This is a genomic window from Pseudomonadota bacterium, assembly GCA_023229365.1.
Classification (GTDB): Bacteria; Myxococcota_A; Polyangia; order JAAYKL01; family JAAYKL01; genus JALNZK01.
The window spans coordinates 1-12,891 of the sequence record JALNZK010000040.1 but is presented as its reverse complement, the minus strand read 5'-3'; the positions used below and the strand labels follow the sequence as shown (position 1 = coordinate 12,891).

11 protein-coding genes are annotated in these 12,891 nt (G+C 69.0%); 4 read left to right on the top strand and 7 right to left on the bottom strand.

From position 1 onward, the window contains the following. Positions 1-92: 92 nt before the first annotated feature. From lon to ligA, 7 genes are all read right to left on the bottom strand, one after another. Positions 93-2,549: an endopeptidase La gene (lon, locus tag M0R80_16350; GenBank protein MCK9461199.1), complete on the bottom strand. Its 2,457-nt coding sequence runs from the start codon at positions 2,547-2,549 to the stop codon at positions 93-95. 59 nt (positions 2,550-2,608) lie between these two features. Beyond that, positions 2,609-3,865, bottom strand: coding sequence for an ATP-dependent Clp protease ATP-binding subunit ClpX (gene clpX / locus M0R80_16345; GenBank protein MCK9461198.1), 1,257 nt, complete (start codon positions 3,863-3,865; stop codon positions 2,609-2,611). A 79-nt stretch (positions 3,866-3,944) separates the two neighbouring features. Next, positions 3,945-4,589, bottom strand: coding sequence for an ATP-dependent Clp protease proteolytic subunit (locus tag M0R80_16340; GenBank protein ID MCK9461197.1), 645 nt, complete (start codon positions 4,587-4,589; stop codon positions 3,945-3,947). Further along, positions 4,586-5,902 carry a trigger factor gene (gene tig, locus M0R80_16335; GenBank protein MCK9461196.1) on the bottom strand — a complete coding sequence of 439 codons (1,317 nt, stop codon included), beginning with the start codon at positions 5,900-5,902 and terminating at the stop codon, positions 4,586-4,588. Before tig ends, M0R80_16340 begins: the two co-directional genes overlap by 4 nt. Positions 5,903-6,067: 165 nt before the next feature. Then, positions 6,068-6,391 (bottom strand): RNA-binding protein, encoded by a 324-nt coding sequence (locus M0R80_16330; GenBank protein ID MCK9461195.1) that lies wholly within the window; start codon positions 6,389-6,391, stop codon positions 6,068-6,070. Between the two features lie 92 nt (positions 6,392-6,483). Beyond that, a complete protein-coding gene (locus tag M0R80_16325; GenBank protein ID MCK9461194.1) occupies positions 6,484-6,915 on the bottom strand; it encodes a hypothetical protein in 432 nt (143 codons plus the stop codon). Then, the gene (gene ligA / locus M0R80_16320; GenBank protein MCK9461193.1) at positions 6,912-8,927 is read right to left on the bottom strand and encodes an NAD-dependent DNA ligase LigA; all 2,016 of its coding nucleotides are present in this window, start codon (positions 8,925-8,927) and stop codon (positions 6,912-6,914) included. Before ligA ends, M0R80_16325 begins: the two co-directional genes overlap by 4 nt. A 96-nt stretch (positions 8,928-9,023) precedes the next feature. Here ligA and M0R80_16315 point away from each other — a divergent pair, with 96 nt between their 5' ends. The 4 genes from M0R80_16315 to M0R80_16300 all read left to right on the top strand — a co-directional run bounded on the left by M0R80_16315 (position 9,024) and on the right by M0R80_16300 (position 12,701). Beyond that, positions 9,024-9,662 (top strand): GNAT family N-acetyltransferase, encoded by a 639-nt coding sequence (locus M0R80_16315; protein ID MCK9461192.1) that lies wholly within the window; start codon positions 9,024-9,026, stop codon positions 9,660-9,662. A 15-nt stretch (positions 9,663-9,677) separates the two neighbouring features. After that, positions 9,678-10,934, top strand: a complete 1,257-nt coding sequence (locus tag M0R80_16310; GenBank protein ID MCK9461191.1) for a hypothetical protein — start codon at positions 9,678-9,680, stop codon at positions 10,932-10,934. A 6-nt stretch (positions 10,935-10,940) separates the two neighbouring features. After that, positions 10,941-11,798, top strand: a complete 858-nt coding sequence (locus M0R80_16305; protein MCK9461190.1) for a hypothetical protein — start codon at positions 10,941-10,943, stop codon at positions 11,796-11,798. Positions 11,799-11,999: 201 nt separating this feature from the next. After that, positions 12,000-12,701, top strand: coding sequence for a hypothetical protein (locus M0R80_16300; protein ID MCK9461189.1), 702 nt, complete (start codon positions 12,000-12,002; stop codon positions 12,699-12,701). Positions 12,702-12,891: the final 190 nt, after the last annotated feature.

Sequence of the window (12,891 nt, the reverse complement as noted above, 5' to 3'; positions counted from 1 at the left end):
CCAGGACAGTGTACCGCGCGTGTGAGCGCCAAGTGCCCGATTTTTCTAGCGGTGGAAACCGAAGGTCAGCCGGTGGGGCGGCACAGACTGTGTCAGCCGACCGGCGCCGGGGCGTCGATCGCGGGCTCGGGCTGGACGAGGCGGCCCTCCTGGTAGACGAGCGTCTCGTGCTCGGCGCCGAGCCGCTTGCCGATCTCGGGATCGGTGAACGCCTCGCGGATCACCTGGTCCATGTGGTCGACGAGGACGAGCCGCATCGTCTTGAGCACGCGCGACGGGATGTCGTGGATGTCCTTCCGGTTCTCGGCGGGCATGATCACGGTCCGCACGCGGCCCCGGTGCGCCGCCAGGATCTTCTCCTTGAGCCCGCCGATCGGCAGGACGCGGCCCCTGAGCGTGATCTCGCCCGTCATCGCGACGTCCGCGCGGACCGGGATCTTGGTGAGCGCGGAGACGAGGCAGGTCGCGGCGGTGATCCCGGCCGACGGGCCGTCCTTGGGCACCGCGCCCTCCGGGAAGTGGATGTGCACGTCGATCTTCTTGTGGAACTCCTCGGGCAGCCCGAGCGTCTCGGCGCGCGACCGGACGTAGGTCAGCGCGGCCTGCGCCGACTCCTGCATCACCTGGCCGATGTGGCCCGTGAGGATGAGCTTCCCCTTGCCCGGCACCACGGCGACCTCGGTGGGGAGGAGATCCCCGCCGCAGCTCGTCACCGCGAGCCCGTTGACCAGCCCGATGCGGTCCTCCTCCTCCTTCTTGCCCACCGTGAACCGCGGCACGCCGAGGAGCCTCGGGATCTCCTTCGCGCCGATCAGGATCTTCTGGCCCGCGCCCTCCTTGACGACCTGCCGCGCCACCTTCCGGAACACGGACGAGATCTCGCGTTCGAGGTTGCGGACGCCCGCCTCCCGCGTGTAGTGGTTGATGATCGTGCGGATCGCGGCCTCGGGCATCTCGCAGTCGACCGCCGCCAGGCCGGCGGCCTCCTTCTGCCGGGGCACCAGGTAGCGCGTCGCGATGTTCAGCTTCTCGTACTCCGTGTAGCTCGACAGCTCGATGATCTCCATGCGGTCCTGGAGCGGCAGCGGGATGCCGGCGAGCGTGTTCGCCGTCGTGATGAACAGGACCGTCGACAGGTCGTAGTCGAGATCCAGGTAGTGATCGTTGAACATGTAGTTCTGCTCGGGATCGAGCACCTCGAGCAGCGCCGACGCCGGATCCCCGCGGAAGTCGGAGCTCATCTTGTCGACCTCGTCGAGGAGGAACACCGGGTTGCCGGAGCCGACCTTGCGCAGCGACTGGATGATCTTGCCCGGCAGCGCGCCGATGTACGTCCGGCGGTGCCCGCGGATCTCGGCCTCGTCCCGCACGCCGCCGAGCGAGAGGCGGAGGAACTTGCGCCCGGTGGCGCGCGCGACCGACTTCGCGAGCGACGTCTTCCCCGTGCCGGGCGGGCCGACGAAGCACAGGATGGGTCCCTTGAGCTTCTTCACGAGCGCCTGCACCGCGAGGTACTCGACGATTCGCTCCTTGATCTTCTTGAGGCCGTAGTGGTCCTCCTCGAGGATCCGCTCCGCCTTGTCGATGTCGTAGTTCTCCTCCGTGAACTCGCCCCACGGCAGCGCCGCGATCCAGTCGACGTAGTTGCGGACCACGGTCGCCTCGGCGCTCATCGGCGACATCATCTGGAGCTTCTTGATCTCCTTCTTCGCCTTGTCGAGCGCCTCCTCGGACAGGCCCTGCTTCTTCTTCAGCTTCTGCTCGATCTCGAGGAGCTCGCCGCGGAACTCGTCCTTCTCGCCGAGCTCGCGCTGGATCGCCTGCATCTGCTCGTTGAGGTAGTACTCCTTCTGCGTCTTCTCCATCTGCTTCTTGACGCGGGTGCGGATGCGGCGCTCGACCTGCAGGATCTCGATCTCGCCGCGCATGAGCTGGTAGAGCCGCTCGAGGCGGGCGCGCACGTTCGCGTCCTCGAGGATCTCCTGGCGGTCCTCGAGCTTGACGGCGGAGAGGTTGACGACGATCGTGTCCGCGAGCCGCGACGGGTCGTCCATCCCCTGGACGGTCATCAGCATCTCCGGCGGGATCTGCTTGTTGAGCTTGATGTACGCCTCGAAGGTCGACTGGACCTCGCGCACGAGCCCCTCCATCTCGACCGACTCCTCGACCGCCTCCTCCACGAGCTCGTACTCGACCTCGAACTGCTCCGCGACCGGCAGGTAGCGCCGGATCCGCGCCCGCCGCTTGCCCTCGACGAGCACCTTGACCGTGCCGTCGGGGAGGCGGAGCAGCTGCACGATCGTGCCGAGCGTGCCGACCCCGTAGATGTCCTCCTCGGACGGGGCGTTGGTCTTGGCCGACTTCTGCGCCGCGAGCAGGATGAACTTGTCGCCCTTCATCGCCGACTCGAGCGCGGCGATCGACTTCTCCCTGCCCACGAACAGCGGCACGACCATGTGCGGGAACACGATGATGTCGCGCAGGGGGAGGAGCGGCGCGGTCCCGTTCGGGCTCGGCTTCGGCGGTTGCTTGTCGTCGTGATCGGCCATGACACACCTCTCCCAAGCGCAGACGCGACCGAGGGACGCACGAGGTCCCCCCCGCCGCGTCAGGCCGGTTCTGCCCTGTCTTTCTCGAGGACGACGAGGGGCCGTTCGCCGCTGGCGACGACCTCCTCGGAAATGACCACTTCCTTGGGCCGGTTCATCGAGGGGATCTCGAACATCACGTCGAGCATCGTCGCCTCGAGCACCGAGCGCAGGCCGCGGGCGCCGGTGGATCGCTCCATCGCCGAGCGCGCCACGGCCTTGAGGGCGCCGTCGGTGAACGTCAGCTTGACGTTGTCCATCATGAAGAGCTTCTGGTACTGCTTGACGAGCGCGTTCTTGGGCTTGAGCAGGATATCCACGAGCGCGGTCTCGTCGAGCTCGTTCAGCGTCGCCACGATCGGCAGCCGGCCGACGAACTCCGGGATCATGCCGTACTTGAGCAGATCCTCGGGCTGGACCTCCTTGAGCAGCTCGCCTATCGGCTTCTCGCTCACGCTCTCGGTCTTGGCGCCGAAGCCGATCGTCTTGCGGCCGATCCGGTGCTCGACGAGCTTCTCGAGCCCGTGGAACGCCCCGCCGCAGATGAACAGGATGTTCGTCGTGTCGACCTGGAGGAAGTCCTGCTGCGGGTGCTTGCGGCCGCCCTTGGGCGGCACGTTCGCGACCGTGCCCTCGATGATCTTGAGCAGCGCCTGCTGCACGCCCTCGCCGGACACGTCGCGGGTGATGGAGGGGTTGTCGCTCTTGCGCGAGAGCTTGTCGACCTCGTCGATGTAGATGATGCCGCGCTGCGCGCGCTCGATGTCGTGATCGGCGTTCTGCAGCAGCTGGACGATGATGTTCTCGACGTCCTCGCCCACGTAGCCGGCCTCGGTGAGCGCCGTGGCGTCCGCGATCGCGAACGGGACGTTGAGCATGCGGGCGAGCGTCTTCGCGAGCTCGGTCTTGCCGCACCCGGTGGGGCCGAGCAGGAGGATGTTCGACTTCTGGAGCTCGACATCGTCGTTCTTCGGCGCGGCGTCGATCCGCTTGTAGTGGTTGTAGACCGCCACCGCCAGGACGCGCTTGGCGTGCTGCTGGCCGATGACGTACTGGTTCAGGAAGTCCATGATCTCGGCGGGCTTGGGCAGCGCCTTGAGGCCGCCGCGCTGCTCGGGCGTCTCGAGCTCCTCCGCGATGATGTCGTTGCACAGGCTGATGCACTCGTCGCAGATGTAGACCGTCGGCCCGGCGATGAGCTTCCGGACCTCCTTCTGGCTCTTGCCGCAGAACGAGCAGCTCAGAGTCGGACGGTCGTTTCCTCTGCCGCGGGTCAAGGCCGTTCACCTCGCTGGGTGGTCGAAACCACCCCAATTATAGGGCCGCGTGCGCGCGCCGCAACCTGATGGGTCGCGGTCAGGGCTCGCCGGCGCCCTTCTTCTTCGGTGCCATCACCTCGTCGATGAGGCCGTACGCCTTCGCATCCTCGGCTGTCAGGATGTAGTCGCGGTCCGTGTCGGACTTGATCTTGTCCATCGGCTTGCCGGTGTGCCGCACGAGGATCTCGTTCAGCCGCTCCCGCAGCCGCAGGATCTCGCGGGCGTGGATCTCGATGTCCGACGCCTGGCCCGACATGCCGCCGTGCGGCTGGTGGATCAGGACGCGGGCGTTGGGCAGCGCCAGGCGCTTCCCGGGCTCGCCGGACGCGAGCAGCACCGCGGCCATCGACGCCGCTTGCCCGATGCAGATCGTCGATACCGGGCACCGCACGTGCTGCATCGTGTCGTAGATCGCCAGGCCCGAGTTCACCGAGCCGCCCGGCGAGTTGATGTAGAGCATGATCTCCTTCTCGGGGTCGTCGGACTCGAGGTACAGGAACTGGGCGACGATGATGTTCGCCACGTCGTCGTTGATCCCGGTCCCGAGGAAGACGATCCGGTCCTTGAGGAGCCGCGAGAAGATGTCCCAGCTGCGCTCGCCGCGGTGGGTCTGCTCCACGACCTGCGGGTACGGGATGAACCCGTCAGCCCGAAACTTCGGCGCGTCGTCGCTGAACGTCATTTCGCGTCCTTTCGCCGTTCCTCGCCGCCCGACGGGGTCGCCGGCGGATCGACAAGGGTGATCTTAACCTTGGGGCGCACGAAATCAAAAACCTTGCGTTCCATGAGGCCGACCTTGAGCTCCGAAAGACGCCCCCCCTGGGCGATGCGCGCCTTGATCTGCGGCAGCGGCAGCCCCGTGGCGGCCGCCATCTGGGAGAGCTCCGCCTCCACGTCCTCGTCGGTGATCGAGAGCCCGTGGAGCCGCGCGATCTCCCGCATCAGGAAGTGCTGGTGCACGATCTCCTTCGCCGCGGTCTTCGCGCTCTCCCCGAGCTTGTCGGCCACGTCCTTCCCGGGGCCGTCCTCGGCCGCGCCGGACCCCATCATGCCGAGCAGCTGGTTCGCCATCGCCTCCGCCTGCTGCGCCAGCACGCGCGGCGGCAGCTCGAGCGGGTTCTTCTCCCGCAGCTTCTCGAACAGCTCGTGGCGCAGGCGCTTCTCCTCGTCGCGCTCGAGCGCCTCGGTGCGCTTCTTCGCGATGTCCTCCCGGAGCGCGGCGATCGTGTCGAAGTCGCCCATGTCCTTGGCGAGCTCGTCGTCGATCGCCGGCAGCGCGCGCTCCTTGATCTCGAGCACCTTGCACAGGAACTTCGCGGGCTCCGTGTCCGGCCCCTCGGGCGGGAACACCACCTCGCGCTCGTCGCCGGCGGAAAGGCCCGGGAGCGCCGCGAAGAGCTCGGGCCGCAGCTCCTCCTCGGACAGGATGAGCTCCTGCGCCGGCAGCGGCTGCTCCTGGAAGGCGCCGTCGCGCCAGCGCCGGATCTCGAGCCGGACCGCGTCGCCCACCTGCGCGGGCCGCGGCGACGCGAGGGGGGTCGTCTTGGCCATGACGGACTGGAGCCGGCGCAGCTCCGCTTCGACCTCGGCCGGGCTCGGCGCCGACTTGCGCCGCTCGAGCTCGATGCCGTCGACCGCGAGCGCTTCCAGCCGCGGCCCGACCTCGACCTTGAGCGTGCAGGTGAACGGCTTGCCCTCCTCGACCTCGCCCGAGGACTTGAGCTCCGGATCGGTCACCGGGTCGAGATCGTGCTCGGTGAGCGCCGCGAGGTAGTGCTCAGAGACGAGCTCCGAGGTCAGCTCGCCGAGAAGCGCCTTGCCGTACATGCGCTTCACGACGCTGCGGGGCGCCTTGCCCTTGCGAAAGCCGCGGATCTGGGCCTCCCTCCCGATCCGGGAGAGGGCGCCCTCGATGGCGGCGCCGACGTCCGCCGCGGGCACCGTGATCTCGATCTCGACCTCGACCGGGCTCAACTTCTTGATAATCGAAGACAATTCAGCCTCCTTGGAACACGAACGAGGAAACCGCACGATCTACCCTTCGCCGTGCGGCGGTGTCAAGGTCCGCGGAAAGGCGCCGCGCGGATCGATGCCGGTACCGCCCGTGCAGGGCGGCTCGCCGCCAGAGACCCGATGGACCTGTGAGGCTCGGGGGTGCGCTTACCAGTTGCGATCGCGCCCGCCGCCGCCGCGTCCGCCGCGTCCGCCGCCGCGTCCGCCGCGTCCGCCGCCGTCGCGCCGCTGCTCTTGGGCTTCGTTGACCGTGATCGTGCGGCCGTCGAGGGTCGTGCCGTCCATTTCGGACATCGCGGCCTGCGCCGCCTCGTCCGTCTCGAACGTAATGAACCCGAACCCGCGGGAGCGCCCGGTCATCCTGTCCGTGATGACCTTGACCTCGGCGAGCTTGCCGAAGCGGTTGAATGCGGCCTCGAGCTCGCTCTCCGTCGTGTTGAAGGACAGGCTGCCGACAAATAGCTTCTTCATCTTTCTCTCCAGCTCCGTGACCCGAAAACACCGAAGCCCCGCCACTAGCGGCGAGGCCTCTCACGATCAACTGGCTGAGATTCAACTGGATTTCAATCCGGTTGGCAAGAATTTTCGCCTCGGGCGCGCCGCGCGTCCTCGAGCCGCACCGATTCGCGCATCATGCGGCGCACGCCCTCCTCGTATCGGTGGTAGACGAATACGTACGGCACGAGCAGCAGGAACAGGAGCGTCTCGGCGGCGGCGAGCGGGAGGAAGAAGTCGGTCTCGGCCAGGGTGAGGGTCGGCCCGAGCAGGACGACGAACGCGAGCCCCACGAGCGCGAACGCGCCGAAGTGCAGGCGGCGTTCCTCCTTGTAAAAGTCGAGGTGTTTGTCGTGGATGCGCTGCAGCCAGTCGAGATCCGCGGCCGGGAGACGGTCGAGGCCGTCGAAGCCGGCCGCCCGCAGCCGCTCGTACTCACCGAGGAGCGCGGACGCGGGCTTCGGAGCGCCTTTCGGAAAGAGCCTGCCGTCGCTGTTCATAGTTCCCCCCCCGCGAGCAGCCGCTCGAGCGCGGCCTCGTCGATCACCGCCGTGCCTAGGGCGCGCGCCTTCTCGAGCTTGGCCTTGCCGACGTCGGCGCCGGCCACGAGGTAGCGGGTGCCGCGCTTGACCGCCGTGTGGAGCTCTCCGCCGGCGGCGCGGATCCGCTCCTGCACGACGTGCCGCGGCGCCGACAGCGTCCCCGTGATGCAGAACGACGCGCCGGCGATCGGGCCCTCGGCCGCGGCCTCCGCGGCGGGATCGATCCCGAGATCGAGCAGCTCGCGGATCACGCCGAGGAACCGATCGTCCGAGAGGGCGTCCGCTACGGCGGCCGCGATCTTCTCGCCGATGCCGAACACCGCGGACAGCTCCGCGCGCTCGATCTCCGGCTCGGCGGCAGCGAAGCGCGACAGCGATCCGTAGCGGGCCGCCAGCTGGACCGCCGCGACCTCGCCGACGAGCGGGATGCCGAGGCCGGTGATGAGCCTGTGCAGCGGGCGCGTCCGGCTCGCCTGGATCGCCTCGATCGCGTTTCGCGCGCTCTTCTGCCCCATCCGCTCGAGCTCCTCGAGCTCGACCTCGCCGACGCGGTAGAGCCCTGCGACGTCGCGCACGAGCCCGTGATCCACGAGCTGATCGACGAGCGACGGGCCGAGGTGCTCGATGTCCATCGCCTTGCGGGACGCGAAGTGCAGGAGCGACGCCTTGAGCTGCCCGGGGCACGCGAGCCGGTTCGGGCAGCGCCAGCGCGCCTCCCCCTCGCCGCGGGACGGCGGCGCGCCGCACGCCGGGCACGCCGCGGGCATCGAGAACGGCGGGCCGCGACGCGCGTCGGACGCCCGCGCCACGCCGACGACCCGCGGGATGATCTCCCCGGCCTTCTCGACGATCACCGTGTCGCCGACGCGGATGTCCTTGGTGCGGATCTCGTCCTCGTTGTGCAGCGTCGCGCGGCTCACGACGGTGCCGGCGAGCGCCACGGGCTCGAGCACCGCCACCGGCGTCAGCGCGCCGGTGCGGCCGACCTGCACCGCGATGTCGAGCAGCCTCGTCTCGGCCTTCTCGGTCTCGAACTTGTACGCCGCCGCCCAGCGCGGGAACCGCGCGGTCGAGCCGAGCTTCTCCCGCGCCGCGAGAAGGTCGACCTTCACCACGGCGCCGTCGATGTCGAACGGGAGCGCCTTGCGGGCCGCGGCGAACGCGCCCAGCGCGGCGATGACGTCGTCGTCGGTGCCGCACGCCCGCTGCATGCCGTGCACCGGCAGCCCGAGCGCCTCGAGCCGCGCGAGGCACCCGAGGTGGGTCTCCGGGAGATCGGGCGCGGCGACGAGCTCGTAGAGGAAGATGCGCAGCGGGCGCCGGGCCGCCTCCTTCGGATCGAGCAGCCGGAGCGATCCGGCCGCCGCGTTGCGGGGGTTCGCGAACGGCGGATCCCCGGCCGCCTCGCGCACCTCGTTGACGGCTTCGAGATCCGCGCTGTCGATGAACACCTCGCCGCGCGCGATCACCTCGCCGCCGCACGGCACGCCGAGCGGCAGGCTCCGGATCGTGCGGATGTTTGTCGTGACGTCCTCGCCCTCCACGCCGTCCCCGCGCGTCAGGGCGAGCGCGAGCGAGCCGCCCTGGTAGACGAGCTCCATGGAGGCGCCGTCGAGCTTGGGCTCGACGACCCACGCGACCTTCGCGCCGCCGAGCGCCTCGCGGGCGCGGGCCATGAACTCGCGAACGTCGTCCTCGCTGTAGCTGTTGTCGAGGCTGTACATGCGCCGCAGGTGGCGGACGCGGGCGAACCCGGCCGCGAGCTCGCCGCCGACCCGCCGCGTTGGCGAGTCCGGCCGCGCGAGCTCCGGGTGCGCGCGCTCGAGCTCGGCGAGCTCGGCGAACAGGCGATCGTAGTCACGGTCGCCGATCGTCGGCGCGGCGAGGACGTAGTACGCCCGGTCGTGTGCCGCGATCTCGCGGATCAGCGCCGCGTAGCGCGCGCCGACGGCCTGCTTCGCGTCCGGCATGGGGGCAGCATACGACAGCCGCGGCAGGATTTTCTCCAAAAAGACGCGGGCCACGTGGTGCCGCGGCGCCCGCGCGGTATCCTTACGGTGGGTCCCATGACGTCCATCGCGTGCAGCGTAGGGGAGATCGACCGGAAGGACGCGGAGCAGGTCGCTCGCGTGCTCACGGACGCGCTCTGGGACCTTCCGTCGATGCGGTTCGCCTTCGAGGGTGTGCCGGAGGACGCGATCCGGCGCCGCTTCCGGCGCGGGCTCTCCTCGGTCACGCTCGGCGCGCTGTCCTTCGGGCGCGTGCTCGCGGCGCGCGCCGACGGCGAGATCCAAGGCGCGGCGATCGCGTACCCCCCCGGCGCGTGGCCGCTGCCGTTCTTCCGGTGGGTGCGCTCCGGCCTCGGTTTCCTCACGATCGGGCCGAAGCCGTTCGTCCGGCTCGCGCGGTACGACGGGATCCTGAGCCGCCTCCACCCCGCACAGCCGCACTGGTACCTGTATTTCCTCGGCGTGCCCCCGGAACGCCAGGGTCGGGGGCTCGGCCGGGCGCTGTTCTCCCGCCTCGCCGAGATCGCCGCCGCGGACCGCGTCCCCATGTGCCTCGAGACCGACAAGGAGTCGAACGTGGGTTTCTACGCCGCGAACGGGTGCGTCGTGACCGCGACCCACGATCTGCAGGGGATCGGCGGCATCCGCCTGTGGCAGATGCGCTCCGAGCCAAGCTCGACAACGACCGCCGAGTAGTGGTACGCAGCGTCCATGCTCTTGATCGACGGCTTCGTACACCGCTCGGCGCTGTCCGAGATCCTCACGCGCTGGATGGTCGACAGGCCCGCGCCAGGCGACGTCATGCGCCTGAAGACCATCATCAATTTCAATTCGTACATAGCGCGCCTGTGGATCGATTGGTTCGCGCGCGACGTTCTCCATGCGTTTCACGGGATCGATCCGACGCGCTACTCCGTGCGGCTCAAGGGGCAGCTCAAGGACTTCATCGTCGCGCACCCGCAGTACGTGAACCCGCGCGTCGAGGAGATGCTCGAGCGCTACCGACGCTTCCCGGAGGACTACTACCGGGACACCCCGATCGACGGCGCCATCTACGTCAACGGCGCGGACGACTCGGCGCGGTTCGTCGGCTCCTCCCGCATCAAGCGGATCCGGCGCATCGCCGAGAAGGGCTCGCGGCGGATCATCGACTTCATGCTCGGCCGCATCCGCGCGAACGCCGACGTGCTCGCCGAGGAGCGCGCGCGGAGCCTGGGGATCTCCAAGGATCAGCTCATCACGCCCCAGGAGATGATGGTCGAGGAGTTCAACCACGCCGAGCGCCGGCTCCTGAAGAGCATCAAGCAGGGGACGATCCAGTCCGAGCTCCCGGAGCTCGAGATCCCGGACGTGGCGGGGGTCAAGGTGATCGTCGAGCCGGACGCCTTCGGCGGGTTTCGCGATCTCCTCGCCGCGACGCCGGGGGTCGAGATCGCCGAGGAGGAGCACCACGTCGGGCACTACAACGGCATCAACCTGAAGCTCGCCTTCGCGCTGCCCAAGGCCCGGCTCCTCGCCGCGCCGCCCGACGACTCCTTCCTGCGCGTCCTGTCGTTCCGCGGCTTCGATCGGGACACGGTCGCCGAAGAGTACCGGGCGTTCGTCGAGAGCGCCGAGGACACGGTCCGCCTCGAGATGATCGTCGCGAGCTTCGAGGAGCTGCTCGAGTCGGAGATCGGACGCAGCATGCACGAGGAGCGCGTCCGGGTGCAGCGGGGGCTCCAGGACTACAACGGCCACCTCGCGACGAACGTGCGCTACTTCATGGACTTCGTGCTCAGCTTGTGCCGCGCGCCGGCGTGCGCCGACCTCGCGGAGGTGCCGATCAAGCTCTGGGTGAAATACATGCCGGACGCCCACGAGCGCGCCGTGCGCAACCTCTACGTCCCCGAAGAGTTCTTTTTCGACACCGCTGGCACGCCGTCCTGCCCGCCTCCCGAGTGCCGCCTCGAGCGGCGAGAGGAGTAGTCGGACATGACATCGAAAACGGCGTCTTGCGCGTTCATCGCGGCGTGCCTCGCCGCGCAGTCGTCGGCGCTCGCGGAGACGGAGCCCTCCGAAGCCGCGGCCGAGGCGCCGGCCGAGGACTCGGCGGACGAGGGGGCGGGCATCAACCTCGACCTGGGCTTCGCGACCCACTACGTGTTCCGCGGCCTGAACCTGTTCCAGGAGAGCGCGCAGCTCGATCCGCACACACTGCTCGCGCCGGGCGTCACCTGGAGCGTCGCCGACACCGGCCTCTCCCTGGGCTGGTGGGCCGCGTTCCAGCTCAACGGCCCCAACCTGCGCGACAACATCGACGCCGGCGTCGGCGCCGAGCAGGACCTCTTCGCGACCTACGAGTTCGGATTGACCGACACGGTCGCGCTCGGCCTGCAGCTGTACGCCTACCTCTACCCGTTCGCGGACGAGGACGTGACGCTCACCCGCGGCGCCCCCATCTGGCTCGAGCCGGGCGCGTCGATCACCTGGTCGACGGCCGTCGACCTCGGGCTGACCGTCACGTACATGGCGGGCGTCCAGGACGCGATCGCCGAGTACAGCTACCTCTACCTCAGCCCGAGCGTCGGCCGATCGTTCGTGCTCGACGAGGCGGAGACCCTGAGCCTCGATCTCGGCGCGTCGTTCGGCTACAAGGCGTGGCTCCGCGCGGATGAGAAGATGCAGGACAACACCTTCGACGTGGGGGTCAAGGCCGGCCTGACCTGGTACGCGACGGGCGTCTTCTACCTCACCCCGGCGGTCGGCTTCGCCTGGACCAACCTCGAGGGGCTGGGCTTCGCGGACCAGCTCATCGTCTACGGCATGCTCAACGTCGGCGTCGATCTCTAGCGCAAGAAGGGCACCGGGGCGCGGCGGCGCTCCGCCTGTGCCGTGCGGTCACGGTGTGGCGCGGCTGCCACGCGTACGGCGCTTCGCACGCGCGTCGCGCCCCGCAGGATTCGCACGGAGTCCCGCGGATGGCCGGCTGCGTCGGGCGCTTCGCACCATTTTGGCACGGCGTGAGCATCACCTCGCCGCGGAGGTGACGCCATGGAAACGCGCACGATTATCGGACTGCTGCTCGGCGCGGCGATCTGCGCCGCGGTGGATCCGGCCGCCGCCGAGGAGGACGACGCCGGGCCGGCCACCATCGTGGAGGACGACGACGAGCTCGACCACTTCGAGCTCACGATGGGGTTCATCGCCGGCGCGCGGCGGTACGACGGCGAGAGCTTCGCGCACGAGAAGGGGGGCGGCGGCGTCGCGGGCGTCAAGGCGCTCGTGGAGCCGTTCGGCCAGGCGCCGTACGACGACTGCACGGTGTTCGGGCTCCGGTACGACCTGCGGCTCGTCGTGTCGCACGTGCGGATGACGGCCGGCGTCGACTTCCCGTTCGCGTCGTTCGAGCCCGCGGACACGCGGCGCTCCTACGACGTGGCCGGCGTCGAGCGTGAGATCGCGGTGCAGAAGATCCGACCGTACGAGCTGCGGTTCGGCATCGGCGGCGAGATCGCGATCGGGCGGTTCGCGCCGTTCGTCGACCTCATCGGCGAGGTGGACTGGGTGAGCACCGAGCTCGTGGTGGACGGCGAGACGGTCGGGTACGGGGCGTGCTCGTTCGGCTTCTCGGCGCGGGTCGGCGCCCGGCTGTACGTGCGCGAGTGGTTCTTCGTCGCCGCGGCGGGAGAGATCGGGATCGTCGGCCAGCGGTTCTGGGGCGCGGAGCTGTCGCTCGGCTTCTCGTTCGGCTAGATCTCGAAAGCCGATGCGCTCTACGACGCGTTCGTCGCGTTCGCCGGGGCGAAGTAGCCTATTAAAAAAAAAATAACTGGCCACGAGGTTCCAAAGGAGCTATGCAATATGCGCCCCGCCTGGATGTTCCCCGCGGTGTGCAGAGTCCGTGCGAATCGACCCCGGGCACTCGCGGTGACTCCAAAGTGTT